The following is a 20,231-nucleotide window of genomic DNA, read 5'->3' as shown; positions in this document are numbered from 1 at the left end:
TATGGAGTCACCCTGACTGTCACCGTCCCCACCCCCGCATAGCTGACCACCCGAAGTATCTGATCCGCGGATCCGGGAAGCACCTGCCCCCCTTCCACAGACACCTGATAGCCATCGGGATAATGCCGTTCCGGGACAAAGATTTCGGTGACAGAACCGGGCGCAAAATGGCCGTTCCCGTCGGCACGCTGAGTGGAATAGGTCAGATGGAAAACCTTGTTCTTGCGATCGAACCCGTAACTCTCCGGCACCCCGGCCACACGCTGCGGGTAAGCCCTCACCAGCACATCCAGTTTTTCCTGATTCAGGTTTTCAGGCAGTGGCGGGTCTGAGGGATGGGTAATGATCCCCTCTTCCGGACGCTCGCAGCAAACATCACGATTCCACCATGCCCAGTACTGCCAGGACACACGATTTTTTGCAGCCAGCGTGATCAACCGCTCAATCGTTACCAGGTCATTGGACGCGCCAAACTCGCTGAGGATGAGGGTATCGTTCTTTTCCCTGGCCTGCCTCTCTGCATTGGTGAACACCAACTGCTCTTCGATCCCACACCCCGGATCGGTAAGCGGCAGCCCCGGCAAACCCGGCGTTTTGGCCAGGCAGTAATTGTGAAAGGACATGCCAGCCTGGACGTCTTCACCAAAGCCACCATGTGCGGTATCTGCGCCGTTGTTAAAGGTGACGAAGGGTTCATAGAAAATAATCGCGGTATCGTCTTCTTTCCGAACTGCATCCGCGGCCAGACGACTGACTGCGGTCAGCTTTTTGTCCTGATTGTTCAGCAGGCAACCCAGCGGGTTGGCACAGAGCGCCAGCGCAGTGCCTGGGAAAGGCTCGTTCCACAGGTCATAACCCAGCAATCTGTCGACATCCTTGATGCGGGCGGCCACTCGGCGCCAGGCTTCGGCGAACGCCTCATGCATAGGACGACCCGCCAGGTCCTGGTCGTTATCCAGAAAGTGATCATAGGCACGCCACAAGGCGGGCATCAGGAAGTAGTTTCCCGGGAAACCCAAGTCGGGCTGGTTGGGCAAACCGTCATCAAACACGGTCCAGTCGGGAAAGCCCTCACCACTGAATTTTTCGTTATACATGTCCTGATGGAAATCAAACAGCACCCACAAACCGGCATCGGATGCGGCCTGCGCGGTACGGTATAACGATTCCAGATAATCGGTATCGTACTGACCCGGTTCCGGTTCAAATGCCTTCCAGATGAATCCCAGCCGAATGGTGTTGAAACCCTGGCTGGCAATATAGCGCAGGTCATCCTCTCCAAAGCCGATGGCTTCTGGCGTATAGGGTGGCAGTTTACTGATCTGGTTCACCCCCTGAAGAATCACCACCCGGCAGTCTGCATCGATCACCCATCGACCGGCCTGCCCCAGTCTTCCTTCGGCAACCGTGCCCTCACAGGAGGAACGGGGAGCCAAGGGTGAAGGGGTATCCACTACCTCCGGCTCCTGGTCATCATTGTTCGGGTTGACGGGAGGGGCACTGGTCCCTCCACCGCCACCGCCACATGCCACCAGAAACGCAAACGGAACCCAGACAAGCGCCTTCAGGCCCCACCGGCAACGTCTTTTTATTTGCATAGCCTACTCCGACAAATCCGCAACATGACGTATACAAATATGACTTTGATGCCGCCTGACCGTCTTGCCAGAATCGGACAGCTTTTAGCAAATCACGACACCCTATGCGCTGCATTGATGCCACCTACTCACATTTGCTTTTCGACCACCTGACAAGCCGGGGGATCGCGGCCGAAAACGTGCTGGGCAAAATGCCCAAGGCCGGAAGCCGGATCGCGGAAGATCGCTGGAAAGAGATGCTGGAGAAAGGTGCCAGCACGGTAAGGGATTCCGCCTTCGGCCTGTCTGTGGCTAACCATTTCTCGTTACGGTATCTGGGGCCGGTTGGTTACCTGCTTCTGAGCAGCAACAACGTCATGGATGCCCTGGCCAAAGGGCAGCGCTACCATGTGCTGATTTCAGAAATGAACCCGGTAAAGGCACATATTGACGCGGATCATCTGGTGTTAAGTTGGCCTCTTGAGCATGGCTGGAGTGGCCAGTTATGGGATGAGCTGGGGCTTGGCACCACCCTCAAGTTGATTCAGGCCATCAACCAGAAACCCGTATTTCCATCCTCGGTTGAATTTGTTGGCCCCGCTCCCGCGAACCGGGCGCTTTATGAACAGTTTTTTGGCTGTGATGTGTTATTCGACCAGGCAATGCCCAAACTGGTTTTCCCTGTCAAGAATCTGTTTTCTCCCATCCCCAAAACCGACCCATATCTCCATGACATTCTGGACAATCAAGCGCAACAACAGCTCAGAAAGTTGACCCTGGAGAATGAGGAAATCGGCCTCTATCGCAAACAATTGTTGCAGATCCTCACCCGAGAGCCGCCATCACTGGAAAAGCTCGCAGCAGAAAACGGCATTTCTGCCCGTTCAATGCAAAGACGGTTACGGGCGCAGCGCATCTCTTTTCAGAGCCTGCTTGATCAAACCCGCCACACACTGGCAACCAATTACCTGCGTGAGTCCCGGCTTGGTCTGTCAGATATTGCCGGCATGGTTGGCTATACCGAACAAAGCTCATTCACTCGGGCGTTTGCCCGCTGGGAAGGCATGTCTCCGGGGAAGTATCGCCGACAGCACCACGAAGACGACCGGTAACGGACGCAGGGCATGACGATTCTGACAACAATTTTTCCTGGCACCACTAGTGGAACCGGGAACTGCGGCGTAGTATCGCCGCCGCTTCCGACATGCCAGGGAGCCGTTTGGATACCAAGGATGTCATCACTTTAGTTTGAGGAAGAAAAACCATGGCAAAAGGCCCTAAACCCCTGCGCAACTGGGCGGCGATGGATCCGCTGATGCGCAAAGGTGGCGCTCACCAGGTCGCCAGGGAACAAACCCGACCCCGCATGGACTGGCGCCAGGCGCTGGATGATTTCGAGGACTGGCAGGATAGCCTGCCGGAAACACAATGCGGGAGCGTCAAAGAAGGGCCGGACGGCCCTTCTTTTTTGCCTGGCGAACAGGCAGGAGGAGGCTGTGATCAGTCTGCACAGATCCAGGCCTTGGCGCTGGCCGTGTCATCGCGGGCAAAGACTTTGACATCGATGGAGGGCAGCAGCTTGTCCGCCAGCAACGCCAGGCGCCGCATCCAGTCCTGATCGGTGACGACAGCCTCTCGCTCGAAATGCTGCCAGTGGCGCAGGCCGAACTTCAGATCCTGGAACAGGGCATCCATGGCCACACCACCAAAGGTTTCCATTTCCGCATAGAAACGCACCTTGTCGTGTCTGCCCAGCGCCGCTTCCAGAGCGGCCGCCACGGTATCGAATTCCGGGCGGGTGATCTTCCCGGAAATCCTTGCCCCGACGACCCGATCATCGTCGAACGGAATCAATGTCAGCATGCCAGCCCCTCCCAGTTTGCTGCACGACCCTCAGTTTCCCTCAGGGTTCTCCGTGCTTTCTGCTACAGGTGCATTCAGCGCCTGCCAGCTCTGTTTAACCGCGTCCCAACCTCGGGAGAATTTTACCTTGGCAGCCTCCCAGTTGTCGGCACTGGCTTGCTGTAGCGCCTGATAACGGGACTCCAGCTCTGCACGTTGCTCTTTCAGCGTGGCCATGGCGGACTGTTTGTCCAGCCGTGCCTGTTGGGAAAGTCCCTGCCAACGGCTGTCGATCTCACTTTGCAGCAAGGTGATCTGCCGGTCCAGGTCATCCAGCGCATGGCGGGCAGCACGCATGGCATCGTTTTTCTGTTCCACCGTAAACGCCTGGATTTCTTCCAGGGTATCTTCCATCTGGGCGGTAACTTTCTCCGGATCCGGGGTCTTCACATTGGGGACCCCCTCGGTATTCGCCCAGGAAATGGACGTGGTTACCAGCATGAGTGCGGCGGCTGCGAGTAAACGATGTGTCATTGGAGCACTCCTTGTATTGCTTGTCTGTCTCTCTCTTCCGGTAGGACAAGCAGAATCCCGGGAATACTCCTGAGGAGATGAAAAAAAGGGGTAAAACGGGCCGGGCCGGGCAGCCCGGCCCCGAGTGTGCGTCAGGCGTTGAGGATATATTCCAGCATCTCTACCACCTGTTCAGGAGTGCGTGCCACGGCGTCCGCGGCCGCATCCACTTCCTTGAGCGGATGGTCATGTTCCTCATCGTGGAGAATGATCATCGGGGTCCCCAATGCCGCCGTGTAGCCCGCATCGAAGGCCGCATTCCACTGCTTGTATTTGGGCCCGAAACGCACGATCACCAAGTCGGCCTGATCGATCAGTTTACGGGTCCGAATACCATTAATGCCGGCGCCCAGCCGATCTTCCCAGAAACGCTTTTCTTCCGCGCCAAGAATATTGACCCCTACCTTGTCGCTGGCTTCATGGTCGGTCACTGGACCGGTAAATTCGATATCCAGTTCTTTCTCGGCACAACCCTGAATGATCCGTTCGCGCCAGTCGGTGTGGATCTCTCCGGAAAGGTAAACCGTCCAGAAGCTCATTGCGTTTCTCCCTTTGATACAGTGTCTGTGAAACCGGCTAGCATAGCAGGCTAGCAAAGAACCTGTTACGGGCCCGTTATTTCATCAACCTGTCCGGTTCCCGGTTGCAAAAGGCAAGCCTGCTGCCGTTAAATGCCCCCATTCCGAACTTTGTGAAAAGGCGACCCCATGCGCATCCGATTTCTGTTTCTGCTGGCGGCTGCAATGCTGGCAGGTTGTGATAACAATACTCAGGATAGCGATTCCCCTGATGCCAAGGCGGGCACCACCAGCCAGCAGTCTGACAACGTACCGGGCAATACCGGTGAGCTGATACGCATTCTTCACACCCTGAAAAAGACCGACGAGCAATGCCAGGGGGACGGCTGCCCACGGGTTGAGCTGGAATGGATCACCTTTGAGAACCAACCGACCCTGAACGATGCGATCACCACCCAGCTGGCCGGCATGCTGGTCCAGAACCAGGGCAGCAGCCCCCATGACGGCACTATCGAAGGGCTAGTGGATGCGTTTCTGGCCGATGCGTCGGACATGGCCATGGCGTCCCGACAGGGTTGGGAGCTGAACGCCACCATCAAGCGCCAGGGTCGCCGCGGTGACCTGCTGACCCTGCGTCTGGACAGTTACGAGTACACCGGTGGCGCCCACGGCCAACCCGGGGTGCAGTATTTCCACTGGGACCTGGCCCGCCAGCAAGAGCTGGGACTGGATGATCTGCTGGAACCCGGCCAACAAGAGGCGTTCTGGGAGCTGGCCCGATCCCGCCACCAGCAATGGTTGGATGAGGAAAACCTGGATCAGGCCTTCCGCGACAGCTGGCCCTTCGATCGCACGGACAACGCCTACTTCAGCAAGAACGGCCTGGTGCTGCACTACAACGTCTACCACATCGCCCCCTATGCCATGGGGCAGCCTGAACTGACCATTCCGTATGAAAAACTGGACGGGATTGTGCGGGGGAAATACCTCTGAGAAGCAGTTGAAAGTTCAAAGTTTAAAGTTGAAAAGGCGCGGGAAGGATACTCTGCCATGACCATGCCGTACCCGCGATTTGGCCCTTGCGGCGCGGCGACAACGGTTAACGGCTGGCTGCCAGCGCGGGGCGCGTTTCAACTTTAAACTTTCAACTCACCCCACCAGCCAAAAACAACAAACACACAAGCTCGGTAAACACCACACTGGCCCCCAGCGCATCCCCGGTATAGCCACCGAGCTGCCGCTTCAGGCTGGCGCCCCACAGCAATGCCACCAGCCCTACCGCCAACAAGGCAGGCAGCCACACCGAGAACAGCAACGCCACCCCCAGGATGAAAAGTGTGGCCAGTAGCAATCGCTGGCCGCTGAAGGCTTCCGCCACCGGTTTACTTTTACTGGTAGTCGGGTCGGTCACATAGGGCAGAAAGCGCATCAGCAGCAGGGGTGTCAGACGACTAATGGCAGGCGTTACCAGTAGCGCCAGCCAGACCGGCTCGGCCTCCAATAGCAACACGGCCTTCAGGCCCAGCGCCACTATCAGCGCCACGGCACCATAGGTGCCGATACGGCTATCCTTCATGATTTCCAGCCGCCGGGCCACGGTGTAGCCACCGCCCAGCGCATCCATACTGTCCGCCAGGCCGTCCTCGTGGAAAGCACCGGTAATCCACAAATGAAACACCAGCACCAGACCGATACACACCGGCGGGCTCCAGAACACCACCAGAGCGCTGAACAACGCCGCATAAAGGCCGCCCAGCAACAGTCCCACCAGGGGGAAATAAACACTGGCACGATTCATCAGACGCTGGGAATAATCGATCTTCACCAGCATGGGAATCCGGGTCAAAAAACCCAGCGCCAGCCAGAAGGCCTGCCATTCCTGTTTCACGGCAACTCCCTATTGAATGGGTTGCCGCACGGGGGCGCGGCATAATTCCAGCCACCGCTCGATACCGGGACTGCGGTATTTCTGGCGGTGCAGCACAAAGTAGAAGTCACGGCTGAAATCCCGATGGGGCACCGGCAATTCCACCAGCGAACCACGCCTGAACGCCTCACGCAGACACACCCGGGACAGGCAACTGATCCCCAGACCCGCTTCCACTGCCCGCTTGATGGCTTCGGTGTGCTCCAGCTCCAGGGCCAGATTCAGCTCCGGTACCAGACCATGCAGGCCGCGCTCAAACGTCTGCCGGGTGCCAGAGCCGGATTCCCGGACAATCCAGTGAGCCTCCCGCAAGTCCCGGTCCGTGAGTGCTTCCTTACCGGCAAGAGCATGCTCCGGGCTACAAAACACCACCAACTCATCCTCTCGCCAGGGCAACAACTCCAGGTCCGGGTGGTTCAGTTCGCCCTCAATCAGCCCCAGATCCAGCTCGAACGCCAGCACCCGCTCCACGATAGTCCGCGTGTTGGCCACCTCCAGGTGTACCCGGGCGCCGGGCTGCTCCGCCATATAATCGGCCATGATCCCCACCGCCAGATAATTGCCGATGGTCAGCGTGGCCCCCACATTCAAACGGCCCAGATCACGGTGACTGAGCAGGTCGGCCTCCAGCTCCCGGGCCTGGGCCAGCAACGCCTCTGCCCGGGGCCAGAACTGGCGGCCCAGCTCATTGAGTTTGAGTCGCTTGCCGGCCCGTTCGAAGAACTTCAGGTCGTAGAGGGCCTCCAGCTCCTTGAGGGCACCGGAAGCGGCGGACTGGCTCATGCTCAGGCTCTCTGCCGCCTTGCTGATGTTCTCGTGGTGCGCCGTGGCCAGGAAGACCTGAAGCTGACGCAGGGTAAATTTCATGGCCACTCCCTCCGGTAGAGTCAGACGTGGAACGCCCATATCGGCAATGCCGATATAATACATCGGAATTACCCATTTTACCGATAAACGGGTTTCGTTTAAATTTCCACCAACTGAGATTTTGGAATAAGCGCTGATTTAATTATGTCTAATTTGAATACTGAGACCGTCACAAGCGTACGCCACTGGAACGATACCCTGTTCAGCTTCACCACCAGTCGTGATCCGGGTTTCCGTTTCAAGAACGGCCACTTCACCATGATTGGCCTGGAACAGGACAATGGCCGCCCGTTGCTGCGCGCCTACTCCATCGCCAGTGCCAACTACGAGGAAGAACTGGAGTTCTTCAGCATCAAGGTGCCGGATGGCCCGCTCACCTCCCAGCTGCAGAACATTCAGCCGGGTGACAAGATTTATGTGAGCCGCAAGCCCACCGGCACCCTGGTGGCCGATCACCTGCTGCCGGGGAAGAATCTGTGGCTGCTGTCCACCGGCACCGGTCTGGCGCCGTTCATGAGCATCATCAAGGACCCGGAGGTCTATGACCAGTACGACCGGGTGATCCTCACCCACGGGGTCCGTCATGTGTCGGAGCTGGCTTACCAGGACACCATCCAGAGCGAGCTGCCCAACAACGAATTCTTTGGCGAATTCGTCAAGGGCAAGCTGCTCTACTACCCGACGGTGACCCGCGAACCCTTCCGTAATCAGGGTCGCCTCACCGACCTGATGACCAGCGGCAAGCTGTTCGAGGATCTGGGCCTGCCGACACCGAGCCTGGAAAACGACCGCTTCATGCTCTGCGGCAGCCCGGCCATGCTCAAGGATACCCAGGCCATTCTCGATGGCTGGGGCTTCAAGGAAACCCGCGGCGGGGAACTGGGTGAGTATGTGATCGAACGGGCGTTTGTGGAGAAATGAGTTAGACACTGACACGCTTCACGCAACACGCTACGGGCCGCCTTCGCGGCCCGTTTTTTTTGAAGCCCGATACCAACCGACAGCACGCTTCCTTGTTAGCATGAGCAGGATGTTACCAGGGAGGGACATTCATTCGATGCAACCACAATCCATCGCCATTATCGGCGCCGGTACCGCCGGCCTGGCTACTGCTGCCCTGCTTGCTGAACAAGGCCACCACATCACCCTGATCGAACGGGCCGAGGCGCTGGCACCAGTAGGAGCCGGTCTTTTGCTGCAGCCCACCGGCCTGTCAGTGCTCAAGGACATGGGACTGTACCAGGCCATGCTGGGATATGGCGCCCGCGTTGATGCCCTGATCGGTCACACCCGCGATGGTCGCCGCATCATGAACACTGCCTACCGAAGCCTGGACGACCACAGCCACGGTCTGGGCATTCATCGCGCCAGCCTCTGCCATGTGCTGGACTGTCACCTGCAGACACTGCCCCATGAGCGTTTGATGGGCTGCAGCGTCAGCGCCGTGGAGGTGGCGGAAGCGCACACCACGGTAATCGCCGACAACGCAGGGGAGCCCTGTCGGCTATCTTTTGATGCGGTGCTGATCGCCAATGGCAGCCACAGCCGCCTGCGGCCAACGGATTGGACCCGCTATGACAGGCTTTACCCTTGGGGCGCCATGTGGGCTATTCAGCCCATGGTGGAATCATTTGCGGCGCCGCTGCTGCAACAGCGCTATCACCGGGCGAGCCAGATGGTCGGCATCCTGCCCACCGGTTGCTGCCCGGATCAGCCGAACCAACCCCTGGCCAGTTTCTTCTGGAGCCTGCCGGTGGCGAAGATGCGTCACTGGCAACACCGGGATTTTGATTTTTCCGGTTGGCGTGACCAGGCGCTCCAGCTGTGGCCACAGCTGGAGACTCTACTGGCCCCACTGACCCATCAAGACCAGCTGCTGCCCGCCACTTACCGGGATGTGATCATGCATCGTTGGGGGGAAAACCGGCTGGGCATCATTGGCGATGCCGCCCATGCCATGAGCCCGCAACTGGGTCAGGGGGCAAACATGGCCCTGCTCGATGCCCGGGCCATTGGCCAGGCGGTCGCGGAATCAGACGCCTGGCCCCAGGTCTGGCGTCACTATCACCGTCAACGGGAACCACAGATTCGCTTCTATCAGCGTATGAGCCGCTGGCTGACCCCCGCCTTCCAGTCGCACAGTCGCACGGTATCCCGCGGACGGGATCTGTTCTTTCCAGTCATGGAAAGGGTGCCATGGCTACGCATACAGATGCTGAAGACGGTCGCTGGACTGAAACAGTCCCTGCTCGACTGACCGGCATGTCGTAACCGGCCATCCGCCATTTTCCACCTTTGAGTGCCGAGAATGTAAAAGAGCGCGCCAATCGCTACATAAAACCAATGAAAAAGTACTAGAAATAAACCTTCGCACTTAGACAAAATAATTACATAGTGATCGAAGGGGGCAACATGAACACTGCAAGCCGAGCGGGGATTACCGTACTACTGGCACTTTCAGCCTCAGCCGCCATGGCCAGCAATACGATTTCATTCCAGGGAGCGGTTGTTTATGCGTCTTGTCAGCCAGGGACGCAGAGCCAGGTGGTGTATACGGACGTCATTGTGGACAGCTGCGGCAATCAGGCATTGTCTGCTGACCAGCACATAGGCAGGACTTATCTCGAGCCGGTCTCCGGAAACCGTCACGCCCAACCGGAGGTTATCAGCCGGTCAGAGTCTCTCCACGAACGTATTGCCGCTTCGGAGACGGGGCCCGTCAGCATGCGCTATGTCATTGAGTACCATTAATGGTACTCAATGGTGAACGTGGCCCTGCCATTACCGGTGCCTGCGCCGACCGTGCCTGACTGCGTCTGGATATAGTAGGCACGCATGGGCAGAACAAACTCCGCGGAGTCGTTGATCGGCGTGCGCCCAAGGGCAACCCCTTCACCCAGAGTCACGACCTGTTCGGTGCCACCCAGGGTCTGGTTGAGCTGAATGCCAATACCGCTGGCGGATGCCGGGCCAGCATCAATGGCCAGCACGCCCGGCAGGTTCGAGACGTCCCGGGTTCCATCAAACCTTACCTTGATGAGCCCCTGATCCATGCCGGCCACATTGCCGCCCTGGCATCGCATGCGAATCTCGAAATCTCTTGGATTCACCCTGGACCCGACCCCGCTGAAATCACGGTTGGACACCGAGCCAAAGTTGACGGCGATATTCTTGGATCCCGCATCAACCTGACAGGATGACGTCACAATGGTGACCCCCTGCCCGGTTAACGTGGAAGTCAGAACCGGCCTGTTGATGCCGGAGCCATCCAGATAATAGGTGGTAAACAATCCGGGTGGCCCAATGGGGCCGGCACCGGTGACCGCCGCCGTCTTCACCAGATCCACTTTGAAATACCCGCCAATCAGGTTCAACTGCCGATTGCCGCTGAAATTGATCTGATGGGGATAGTAGGTGGAGATATTGCCCGCTTCCCGATAAACCCGAATTCCTACGCCCGGCACATCCGTCTGATAGACATTGGAAAACCCGGGGACTGCAGCGGGATTACGGACAAACTCGCCCCTGGAAAAGCCACCATAATTACAGTAGCCGGCATTATTTTTGCCAGTGATTGGCCGTTGCAGGGTCTGGATCACCGCGCCGACGGGCAAATCCGGCTGAATCAACACACGCCCCCAATCCATCTGTACGTCCTGAGGGGTGAATCCGGACGACACATAACAGGCGGCATGGCCCGCCATACTCAACAAGGACAGCAGGGCGACCGCTATCAGGTACCCTGCCAGTCTGGCAAACCGATCAGTGACAAATCGCATTGGTTTTTTCAAAACCGAACTCCTGTTCCGGGGACACATCACCAAGCTGGTAAGTCAGCCGGCATTGCTCCCCACCCCACTTCACCGTCAACATCCCTTGTCGCTGCTCGCTGCGTACAAAAATGACGCTGCTCTGGCCGACCACACCGACTTCATTGCCAGACGTGTCAAAGACCCGGGCAGCGAACGGCAAACTGATGCCATCACGTCGGTGCGCTTTTATCAGAATCGGTAGCCCTTTTTCTGTTTCAAAGGTCACCCGGGTAATGGAACCGGCATAGGGCGCCAGCTCACGACTGGTCCCTTTCAACTCCACATTTCTGTCAATGCCATTGGGATCCAGGGTAATTCGATTCATCCGGTACGGGGTCACGTACGGCAAGACCGCATAGCCAAAGTCATCCACTTCCACACCCGAGGCACTCACCACGCCAGCCCCTTTTGCATCTTTGGCTTCAATCAGCACCATGGTGTCGCCATGTTGCGGGGTCATGGTGATGCCATCCTTGTGCGCCACAAAGGCACCCCGCGCACCGGCAGAGGCTTGCTGGTAATCATCGCTATAGCTGTAAGAACCATTAATGGATGCAAATCGGCTACGGTATTCCCCGTTCACACCAACGGTGGATCCATTTTGTTCGTTGTCCGTTACCCGCATGCCATAGTTGTACTGGTTACGGTCACCACCATAGCCGTTGATGCCGGCACGGCTGGACACGTAGCCGTCATCATCCAGAGATACACCGCCATCAATGTACTTCCCGGTGTAGCCTCCGCCTATCGGCATGGTGAAAGAGAGATCAAACTGGTTATCCGATTCACCGTCCTGGGTGGTCGTCCGAATCGCAGAAATCCCATAGCTGATTGAGCGGAAGCGGTTGTTATACCCCATCTGATATTGCTTGGTTTCCCCGTCAGTATCCCAGAAGTCACGCACGGACCCGGTAAAGTACAAGGATCCATAACGACGCCCGAGCGCCTGGTTCAATGTCAGTTGAAACTGACTCTTTTGGCTTCTCAGCGCATCCAGACTCAACTGTTGCTCGTCAAACTCTCTGGCAAACATGGCATCCGAAAGACCATAGAAGCCTTTCGTGGAGTAGCGGTAGGCGGCCAGCGTAAAGTTGGTATTGGTCTGGTTCAGCATTTTGGAATAATTGATGCGAACACTGTTACCCAACTTGTCCTCATTATTCCTGAATTCCGTCTGCGACCGGGTCACATCAAACGAGAAAGCCCCCAGCTTGGTCGACAAACCGGCGCCCACCAGAACAGATCGGTATCCCTGGCTGACGGTACTGCCCAGATAGCCGGTAATATCGTGATACAGACCGCGCTGGTAGGTCGCTTGCATGAACAGAGGCTCATCCTCAAGTTCGTCATTGCGCAGCTGCGCCACCGTAACGCTATGTCGACTGATACCTTCTCGAAGCAGTTGTGCAATGGAGGAATAGGGAACACTGAAACTCCGCTGCTGACCGTCCGCTTCCGTGACAAGCACCTCCAGATCGCCACCAAACCCTGTTGGGTAAAGGTCATCAATGACAAAGTTACCGGGCGATACCGTGGTGCTGTAAAGAAGATTGCCGTTCTGACGAACTTCAACCCGGGCATTGGTTGCCGCCACACCGCGAATGACTGGCGCGTATCCCCGCATGGAGTCGGGCAGCATACGGTCTTCGCTGGCCAGATTAATGCCTCGATAGGCCACGGAATCGAACAGCTCTCCACTGGTAAAGCTGTCACCAATGGTCAGATTGCTACGAATCTCCGAGAAAGCACGGCGCGCAAACGTTGAGGTTTTTTGCCAGTCGTATCCGTCACCGGAACGCCTGGATACGCTTGAGTTATGTCTCAGCTGCCAGCCGGCCACATTGACACCGGAGTTGAGACCAAGATAGAGGTTGTCACTGCTTGAAATGCCGGAACCGGACTCGTCGGCACGGATGGTAGTGGCATTCAGGTCATAGCCAATAAAGCCGGCATCAATGCCGCGATCCCACAGCTCCGGATTGACATAGCCCCTGGCTTCGCGGCGCATGTTCTCCTGAGGAATGGTGAGATCCATACGCAGAGAGGAAATCTCAAGGCGGGATTGTGCTTGTCCTATCCACTCCGAGAGCGGCTTGCACGTTTCGATATCCGACTCTGCCGCGTCCATGGATTCAACATCGATGCCGTAGAACGCAAGCTGCTCAACGGTGAAGCAGGTTTCTGCACTTTTTCTCCCGGGTACTGACGAGAAAACGATGTCCTGCTTGCCAAACCACTGTCCATTCACATACATGTCCAGACGGTATTGACCGGGCGATACGGGATTGCCATGGCTATAAAGAGAGGTATCCATGTCCCTGGCTGAACCCATCAGGAACGATGAGTTAAAAGACGCCGTTTTTTCCTGTGCATAGGCATTCCCACAGCAAAATCCGCCCGTCAGTATGGCTATACCGATAGCGAAACTTTTCTTGAATGATAGCGCCGACAGCATTGGCATCCTTACCAGACCTCTAGGCCGTTAATTCTTTTATTGGCGGGTAATATCGATACTGGCTTCCACTGCGCCGCCAAAATCATTTATCGATGTAAAGACCGCCTTTGTCCCTTCCTTTACATCGTTTTTGAAACCAATTTCGAAATTGTGGGATGAGAAAGGCGAGAACATCATCCCTTTTTCAACTTGATTTTTTTCGCCGCTTTCATGGGCAAGCTCTAACTTGACAACACTGATGTGGTACGGCGTTGGATTGGAACAGCGCATCACTCTTTGCTCTGATTCGAACTCACATTCAAGAGAGTGACTGGACAAGTTAGCTCGACCCGACAAACCATCAGGACGATAGAAAATTTTCAGCCTGGAACGAAATGCCAATTGCATCAGGTTCTTGTCTTCCGCACTTTCCGGTGCCGGAGGAACCTCAAGCACATTCAACCAGAACAGGGATTCCCGGTCAGAGGGCAAGTTCCTGCCGGTAAATGTCAATCGCAATGCCTGTCCAGATCCCGCTTCAACACGGGAAATAGGCGGCGTAATGATGAACGGTGCCGACGTGGTATCCGGTGTTGCATCCTTATCGCCTTCGTCTACCCATGACTGGACCAGCGACGGTGAATCACCTGTGTTGTGAAGCTGCACAGTCACCTCGCGGGCTTTTTGTGGGTAAACCACACGGGTGCCATCAATAATCACACTGGCACTGGCCCACTCTGCCAGCAGCAAAAGGCTGCTCAGCAGGAACGGTTTCATTTTTAATAACATTGAATTACCCGGCCAAAATAGTTGGCAGCCCCCAGGAAACGGGAGCTGCCATCACGTCATCATTGGTAGATGATGGTGTACTGGATGGAGCTATTGACCGTACCGGCAGTAGCTGCACCGGTAGCGTAGTACTCGGCGTAGTAGTTCAGGTCAGCGGCACCCCCTGCGGTCACGTCAACCCACTGGGAGTTGTCCTGCGCACCACCGGCACCGGCGGCTTGAACAGGAATGAACAGGCTGTTTTCGCCCAGCAACTGGATCTGAACGTTAGTGGCGGCATCGGCAGCGTTAGCCTGGTTAACCAGACGGCCCGTGTCGAAATCAACGGTGGGGCCCGGCTCGAAGTAGGTCGCGACCTTGCCATCGCTGCTGCAGTTGGACAGGTTGATGGAGAAAGGCGTACGGCCTGCGGTTTGCGCGGCCGCATTCAGCGTGGTGGCAGACACGGTCGGCAGAGTGACGGTGAAGTCTTTGCCGGCAGGGGTGGTGATTTCACAGGTCTGGTCGGTTACCAGGCCGTTGAATGTAATGGTTCCGTCGACCGCCAGGGCCGGAGCAGACAATGCCGCGATGGCAGACGCCAGAATAAGCTTGTTCATGCGCATGAAAAGTTCCCTCTTTGGAGGGTCATTACCGAATTCGCCATTTGTTCAGTGAAACAGGTCACATAACAGACAGCGGGAGGAAACTTAGCACGCGGCAAGATATTTTAAATGTAAAATCGGATACGAAAGATTACTTTTTTACACATTCTAATAACGAATAATCACCTTGGGGCCAAGATATTCACGCCTAGTGCGTAGTTTTTTTCATAGCGACTACGCCGTTTTCACTAAAATACCCTTTTTTATGAATTCCGTTCATTTTTCAAGGGCGTCTGACGCAGACACGCAACCCCATCTCGCTCATGTAATCATGGCCCGCCAGGAAAGGAAAAAGAGAGGGATATCGGCAAAATGAAGGGCAGGAATGGAAAGGCGGGGCAGTGGCCCGGGAAGGGGCCAAACATCCCTATGCCATTTTACTGACGACAATCACAGGCTTGCCGGTGGTGGTTTTTGCCCGCCAAACTATTTTTTTGGCGGCTGCAAAGTGACCGGTTGCGCCAGGGCATCGGTCGTCTCTGGAGGCTTGGCATCCAGATCCTTTGTCGCCCCGCAGGCGACGCATTCCATCCATTGCTTGTCGCCGTCGAGGACACGCTGGATCTTGTCCATCTGCCCACACTCCGGGCAGGTGGCGCCGGCGATAAATTGGCGTTTCATAGAAAACCCTTTGAGTCTCGAGTTGCGAGTAACGAGTTTCGAAAACCCGGCGACGCGGGGTTTTCCTTTCGAAACTCGCTACTGGTCACTCGCTACTTAACAGCACCGGCACAAAAGACTCTCTTGAGAGATTCTGTGCTCTCTGTGGTAAAAATCAGCCGTTGATACCGCAATGGCGCAGCAGCGGCTCCACGCTGGGCTCGCGGCCGCGGAAGGCCTTGAACAGCTCCATGGGTTCGCGGCTGCCCCCCTTGGCGAGAATTTCGCTGCGGAAGGCCCGGCCTGTGTCTTCGTTGAACTCGCCCTCTTCCTCGAAGCGGGAATAGGCATCCGCAGAAAGCACTTCGGCCCATTTATAGCTGTAGTACCCCGCCGCATAGCCGCCGGCAAAAATATGTCCGAAGCTGTTGGGGAAACGGTTGAAGGCGGGCGGTTGTATCACGGCCACCTGCTCACGCACCTCCTTCAGGACCTGATAAATATCCATTCCTTGCTGATATTCCGCGTGAATGCGCATGTCGAACAGGGAGAACTCAAGCTGCCGCACCATCTGCATGGCACCCTGGAAGTTTTTGGCGGCCAGCATTTTTTCCAGCTTTTCTTTGGGTAACGGCTCACCGGTTTCGTAATGCCCGGAAATCAGGGCAATACCTTCCTCGGTCCAGCACCAGTTTTCCAGGAACTGGCTGGGCAGCTCCACGGCATCCCAGGCCACCCCGTTGATGCCGGAGATCCCGGACACATCCTGCTCGGTAAGCATGTGATGGAGACCGTGACCGAACTCGTGGAACAGGGTCACCACTTCATCGTGGGTGAGCAGCCCGGGTTTGCCGCCAGCGGGCGGGGCGAAGTTACAGGTCAGGTAGGCCACCGGGGTTTGCAGGCTGCCGTCGGCACGGCGGCGGCGAATACGGGCATCGTCCATCCAGGCACCACCACGCTTGCCGGTACGCGCATACATGTCCAGATAGAACGCAGCTCGGACACTGCCATCGTCATCTACCAGCTCATAGAAGCGCACGTCCTCGTGCCAGGTGTCCACGTCATCACGTTGACGGAACTGGATACCGAACAGTTTCCCGACCACCGCAAACATGCCATTGATCACGGTGTCCGCCGGGAACCAGGGACGGAGCTCTTCTTCGGAAATGCTGTAACGCGCTTCGCGCAGGCGCTCGCTCCAGAAACCGATGTCCCAGGGTTCCAGCTGGTCGGCACCCTGCTCTGCCGCAAAAGCCCTTAGTTCCGCCAGCTCCCGCTCCGCCTGGGGCTTGGCCCGCCTGGCCAGATCTTCAAGAAACCGGATCACCTCGTTCACATCCCGAGCCATCTTGGTGGCCAGGGATTCTTCGCCAAAGTTGGCAAAGCCCAGCAATTGAGCCTGCTCGTGGCGCAGCTTGAGAATCTCATCCATGATGGCCGCGTTATCGAACTGCCCGGCGTGGGGACCCTGATCGGACGCCTTGGTGGTCCAGGCCACATACATTTCCTTGCGCAGTTCCGCATTCTTGCAGTGGCTCATCACGGCGATGAACACCGGCGCATCCAGCGTCAGCAACCAGCCTTCCTTGTCCGCCGCCTTGGCCCTGTCGGCGGCCCCGGCCTTGGCGCTGTCCGGCAAGCCCTCAAGTTCCGCTTCATCCGTCACGAGCTTGGTCCACGCCTGGGTGGCATCCAGCGTGTTATCGGAAAATTGGCTGGTCAGTTCGGAGAGTCGTTTGGAGTTGGCCATGTACTGCGCTTTCTTGTCGTCCGGCAGATCCACCCCGGAAAGGCGGAAATCGCGCAGGGTATTATCAATGTCTTTCTGCTGGGCTTCGCTGAGCGAGCTCCATTCATCACTGTCTCGCAGGGTCTGGTAGGCGGCACACAGCTGCGCGTTCTGGCCCACCTCGGTGCCATACTCGCTGAGCAGCGGCAGGCAGCTGTTGTAGGCATTACGCAGGGCTTCATTCTGGGCCACCGCATTGAGATGCCCGGCGGGACCGAAGGCCTTACCCAGGCGGTCGTCTTCCTCATCCAGGGCCTGCACCAGATGGGCATAATCGAAGTTACCCTCCGCCAGCACCTGCTGGATGCGCGCGCGGCCATCCGCCACCAGTTGCTCCACAGCGGGCAGCACATGCTCCGGCTGGATTTTTGAAAACGGCGGCAGTTCCGGGTAGTCAATCAGCGGGTTGTTGCTCATCGGTGTCTTGTCCTGCGTCGGTTGGCGCCGCTGGCAGAGGCTGGCGAGTGCTCTCATCCGGCTGCAGCAGCGTCTGGAAAATCAGCCACTTGCTCAGCAGGAAAACGCCAAGCAAGATCAGTATGGCAATCAGTATACGGGTGGGCGGCTGTTTCATGGGCCTCCCTGACGACCACATTCGGCTATCGAGTTTAACAGTGATGGGGATTCGCCGCTTTGAAGACAAGGCCCCGCAATTGGGGAAACGGGCATTTGTGGACCCGGATGCCACCGTGATCGGTGATGTGGTGCTGGGTGATGATTGCTCCGTGTGGCCGCGGGCCGTGATTCGCGGCGATATGCACGCCATCCGCATTGGCGCCCGGGTCAGCATTCAGGACAACGCGGTGCTGCATATTACCCACGACTCCCGCTTCAATCCGGGCGGTTTCGCCCTGAAAATTGGTGACGATGTGACTCTCGCTCACCAGGCCATGCTGCATGGCTGCACTCTGGGTAATCGGGTGATGGTGGGCATGCAGGCGATCATCATGGACGGTGCGGTGGTGGAAGACGACGTGATCGTCGCCGCCGGGTCGCTGGTGGGTCCGGGCAAGCGGCTGGAAAGCGGTTACCTCTACCGCGGCCAACCGGCCCGCCAGGTACGTGCGCTTAGCCAGGAGGAAAAAGAATTTCTGCCCTACGTGGCCGGGAATTATGTGCGGTTGAAGGATCGGTATCTGGCGGCGTCAAGCGACAGCACCGTGCTGTAGGAGCGTCGCTCGCGGCGCGATTCCGGTGCTTATTCAGGCTTCGTATTTCTTTATTAGCAAACCTGTCGAGCTCTAATAGCCCTGATCGCCCTGCGTTCGATGTCCTTGCTTCGCAAGGTTCGCACCTCAAGAGGTGCTCCTACAGCGGCTTCGTAGAAATGACGAAGTCTTGGGAACTTCCCAACCTTTGCCTATCCAACGAGTGTAGCTTGTAGCTAAATCTTCCACATAAACGACATATTCCCAAAACTCAGAATATCGTCGCTTTGACGAATCGGTGATGACGATCCCTGCAAGGTCAGGGTGAAGGAAAAATTGTCCAGACTGATGCCGCCACCGATCACCAGCCCGACAATGCCGTCCCGGGACTCCACGTCATAGGGGCCGCTGTTTTCTTCCAGGTAGGAGTAACCGATGTACTCCCCAAAGCTGGCAAAAAAGATTTCCCAGCCAAACCCTTCCCCATCGAACAAGCCCACCAGGGAACCCGCAGTGCCTATTCCCGCGTAATCGGGGATAAAGTTGCGCGGCAGATTCTGGCCAATCCGCCAGAATCCACCGGCCCTGGCCGTGCCGTTAAAATTATTGGCATCCACCCCCCAGGCATAGCCCAACTCACTGTCCAGCCAACCTTGTGTATACCTGAAAAGCCGATGAGCATGAAGAAAATAGGCGCCACCAATCGCATCATGACCGAGCTGATTGTCCCAGCCCAGGGGCTCCTCGGAACCGGTTATCTTGTGCACCACCTTCTGTGATTGCTCAGCGCCGGAATCCGGACCCACAATGCCGACCCGCACGCCATAGCCGAACAGGCTGTTGCCATTCCAACTGAACAAGCCCAGCTCCAGATTGCTGTAACCCACATAGGGCAGATCATTGAAGTCGGGCATTTCTCGACTGATATCCGATGGCGTGATCATGATCTGCTCCAGGCTCAGGGTCAGCGCATGTTTTTCATCAATCACACTGATGCCGGGCAGCGGGTCCAGCAGCGACGCCAGGCCGCAAGTGAAACTCCCGTTGCGATCGCAATATTCATGCGCATCGCCAACCCAGCTGATGCGCACCCCATTGGTGTACTGCCCGTCGGAGCCCACAAACAGATCGTTATCCCAGGAAAAACCGAAGGTGGACGCCTTGGCAACCAGAGGTAACAGACAAGAAACGATCAACAGAAGGCGCAGGGACATAGTCATACCTCTCACGGGAAACGGCATTGCCCCGCATAAAAAATCAGAAACGCCACCGTCGCTGCATGACCAGAAATGCAAAGGATGCAGACCAGGTGATCAATATCAGTCCGTTCAACGCCTCGACCCCGGCAATCAAACGCAACGTGCCCAGCGGATACAGGTCGCCAAGACCCAGGGAGGTATAGCAAGCGGTGGAAAAATACAGATGATCCAGAAAGCTGCCATCAACCGCACCGGCCAGGTTCATGGCGGTATCGCCCTGGTCCAGAATCAGATAGACCCAGGCATAAAGCGTTACCTCAACCATGTGGGCAACGAACATAACCATTACCACCAACAGGATTTCGCCACGGAAATCCGGCCAGCGTTTGAGCAGTGCGGACAATCCCGCCAGGGTCCAGTAGTGTAATGTTACGGTGGTCAGCACCATGGCCAGGCTGACCATGGACGCGAACACCACCTCACTCATCACCGCACTGTCCGCCATCATG

At 56.9% G+C, this 20,231-nt stretch carries 21 protein-coding genes; 6 read left to right on the top strand and 15 right to left on the bottom strand.

Going from position 1 to position 20,231, the window contains the following annotated elements; genetic code table 11:
* A partial coding sequence (locus tag A3714_RS02810) for a cellulase family glycosylhydrolase (protein ID WP_082844689.1) occupies window positions 1-1,598 on the bottom strand: 1,598 nt, incomplete at its 3' end.
* 104 nt (window positions 1,599-1,702) lie between these two features.
* Between A3714_RS02810 and A3714_RS02805 the strand changes: the two genes are divergently transcribed.
* A complete protein-coding gene (locus A3714_RS02805; protein WP_063508813.1) occupies window positions 1,703-2,689 on the top strand; it encodes an AraC family transcriptional regulator in 987 nt (328 codons plus the stop codon).
* 388 nt (window positions 2,690-3,077) lie between these two features.
* Here A3714_RS02805 and A3714_RS02800 read toward each other — a convergent pair whose 3' ends face one another.
* The 3 genes from A3714_RS02800 to A3714_RS02790 form a co-directional block, all read right to left on the bottom strand.
* Entirely contained in the window at window positions 3,078-3,440 is a 363-nt protein-coding gene (locus tag A3714_RS02800) for an STAS/SEC14 domain-containing protein (protein WP_063508814.1), read from the bottom strand.
* A 30-nt stretch (window positions 3,441-3,470) separates the two neighbouring features.
* Window positions 3,471-3,953 (bottom strand): hypothetical protein, encoded by a 483-nt coding sequence (locus A3714_RS02795; protein ID WP_063508815.1) that lies wholly within the window; start codon window positions 3,951-3,953, stop codon window positions 3,471-3,473.
* Between the two features lie 131 nt (window positions 3,954-4,084).
* On the bottom strand, window positions 4,085-4,531 hold the full coding sequence (locus A3714_RS02790) for a YtoQ family protein (RefSeq protein WP_062814964.1): 447 nt from the start codon (window positions 4,529-4,531) through the stop codon (window positions 4,085-4,087).
* 168 nt (window positions 4,532-4,699) lie between these two features.
* Here A3714_RS02790 and A3714_RS02785 point away from each other — a divergent pair, with 168 nt between their 5' ends.
* Entirely contained in the window at window positions 4,700-5,503 is an 804-nt protein-coding gene (locus A3714_RS02785) for a DUF3298 and DUF4163 domain-containing protein (RefSeq protein ID WP_063508816.1), read from the top strand.
* 151 nt (window positions 5,504-5,654) lie between these two features.
* Here the strand turns inward: A3714_RS02785 and cobS are convergent, their stop codons facing one another.
* Window positions 5,655-6,398, bottom strand: coding sequence for an adenosylcobinamide-GDP ribazoletransferase (gene cobS / locus A3714_RS02780; RefSeq protein WP_063508817.1), 744 nt, complete (start codon window positions 6,396-6,398; stop codon window positions 5,655-5,657).
* A gap of 9 nt (window positions 6,399-6,407) precedes the next feature.
* Window positions 6,408-7,304 carry a LysR family transcriptional regulator gene (locus A3714_RS02775; protein WP_063508821.1) on the bottom strand — a complete coding sequence of 299 codons (897 nt, stop codon included), beginning with the start codon at window positions 7,302-7,304 and terminating at the stop codon, window positions 6,408-6,410.
* Window positions 7,305-7,448: 144 nt separating this feature from the next.
* Here A3714_RS02775 and A3714_RS02770 point away from each other — a divergent pair, with 144 nt between their 5' ends.
* The 3 genes from A3714_RS02770 to A3714_RS17885 all read left to right on the top strand — a co-directional run bounded on the left by A3714_RS02770 (window position 7,449) and on the right by A3714_RS17885 (window position 10,055).
* Window positions 7,449-8,225, top strand: a complete 777-nt coding sequence (locus A3714_RS02770; RefSeq protein WP_062814967.1) for a ferredoxin--NADP reductase — start codon at window positions 7,449-7,451, stop codon at window positions 8,223-8,225.
* A gap of 136 nt (window positions 8,226-8,361) precedes the next feature.
* On the top strand, window positions 8,362-9,561 hold the full coding sequence (locus A3714_RS02765; protein WP_063508818.1) for an NAD(P)/FAD-dependent oxidoreductase: 1,200 nt from the start codon (window positions 8,362-8,364) through the stop codon (window positions 9,559-9,561).
* Between the two features lie 155 nt (window positions 9,562-9,716).
* Window positions 9,717-10,055: a hypothetical protein gene (locus tag A3714_RS17885; protein ID WP_063508819.1), complete on the top strand. Its 339-nt coding sequence runs from the start codon at window positions 9,717-9,719 to the stop codon at window positions 10,053-10,055.
* On the opposite strand, the gene A3714_RS02755 is transcribed toward A3714_RS17885, so the two are convergent.
* From A3714_RS02755 to A3714_RS02725, 7 genes are all read right to left on the bottom strand, one after another.
* The gene (locus tag A3714_RS02755; protein WP_197463349.1) at window positions 10,052-11,095 is read right to left on the bottom strand and encodes a fimbrial protein; all 1,044 of its coding nucleotides are present in this window, start codon (window positions 11,093-11,095) and stop codon (window positions 10,052-10,054) included. The two genes, A3714_RS17885 and A3714_RS02755, sit on opposite strands and share 4 nt — an antisense overlap.
* The gene (locus A3714_RS02750) at window positions 11,067-13,571 is read right to left on the bottom strand and encodes a fimbria/pilus outer membrane usher protein (protein WP_082844690.1); all 2,505 of its coding nucleotides are present in this window, start codon (window positions 13,569-13,571) and stop codon (window positions 11,067-11,069) included. Before A3714_RS02750 ends, A3714_RS02755 begins: the two co-directional genes overlap by 29 nt.
* A gap of 36 nt (window positions 13,572-13,607) precedes the next feature.
* Window positions 13,608-14,327, bottom strand: coding sequence for a molecular chaperone (locus tag A3714_RS02745; protein WP_063525734.1), 720 nt, complete (start codon window positions 14,325-14,327; stop codon window positions 13,608-13,610).
* 71 nt (window positions 14,328-14,398) lie between these two features.
* Window positions 14,399-14,938 (bottom strand): fimbrial protein, encoded by a 540-nt coding sequence (locus A3714_RS02740; protein ID WP_062815468.1) that lies wholly within the window; start codon window positions 14,936-14,938, stop codon window positions 14,399-14,401.
* A 471-nt stretch (window positions 14,939-15,409) separates the two neighbouring features.
* On the bottom strand, window positions 15,410-15,604 hold the full coding sequence (locus A3714_RS02735; protein ID WP_063508930.1) for a YheV family putative metal-binding protein: 195 nt from the start codon (window positions 15,602-15,604) through the stop codon (window positions 15,410-15,412).
* Window positions 15,605-15,758: 154 nt separating this feature from the next.
* The gene (gene prlC / locus A3714_RS02730; protein WP_063508929.1) at window positions 15,759-17,792 is read right to left on the bottom strand and encodes an oligopeptidase A; all 2,034 of its coding nucleotides are present in this window, start codon (window positions 17,790-17,792) and stop codon (window positions 15,759-15,761) included.
* On the bottom strand, window positions 17,770-17,949 hold the full coding sequence (locus A3714_RS02725; protein ID WP_062814974.1) for a hypothetical protein: 180 nt from the start codon (window positions 17,947-17,949) through the stop codon (window positions 17,770-17,772). The genes prlC and A3714_RS02725 overlap by 23 nt, the downstream gene beginning before the upstream one ends.
* Before the next feature lie 43 nt (window positions 17,950-17,992).
* Between A3714_RS02725 and A3714_RS02720 the strand changes: the two genes are divergently transcribed.
* The gene (locus A3714_RS02720) at window positions 17,993-18,544 is read left to right on the top strand and encodes a gamma carbonic anhydrase family protein (RefSeq protein WP_063508928.1); all 552 of its coding nucleotides are present in this window, start codon (window positions 17,993-17,995) and stop codon (window positions 18,542-18,544) included.
* A 215-nt stretch (window positions 18,545-18,759) separates the two neighbouring features.
* Here the strand turns inward: A3714_RS02720 and A3714_RS02715 are convergent, their stop codons facing one another.
* On the bottom strand, window positions 18,760-19,737 hold the full coding sequence (locus A3714_RS02715; protein WP_082844700.1) for a lipid A deacylase LpxR family protein: 978 nt from the start codon (window positions 19,735-19,737) through the stop codon (window positions 18,760-18,762).
* 43 nt (window positions 19,738-19,780) lie between these two features.
* Window positions 19,781-20,230, bottom strand: coding sequence for an ion channel (locus A3714_RS02710; protein ID WP_231866056.1), 450 nt, complete (start codon window positions 20,228-20,230; stop codon window positions 19,781-19,783).
* Between the last annotated feature and the right edge of the window lies 1 nt (window position 20,231).

The organism is Alcanivorax sp. HI0007, from assembly GCF_001635525.1.
GTDB lineage: Bacteria > Pseudomonadota > Gammaproteobacteria > Pseudomonadales > Alcanivoracaceae > Alcanivorax.
This window is presented reverse-complemented; position numbering and strand designations above follow the sequence as displayed.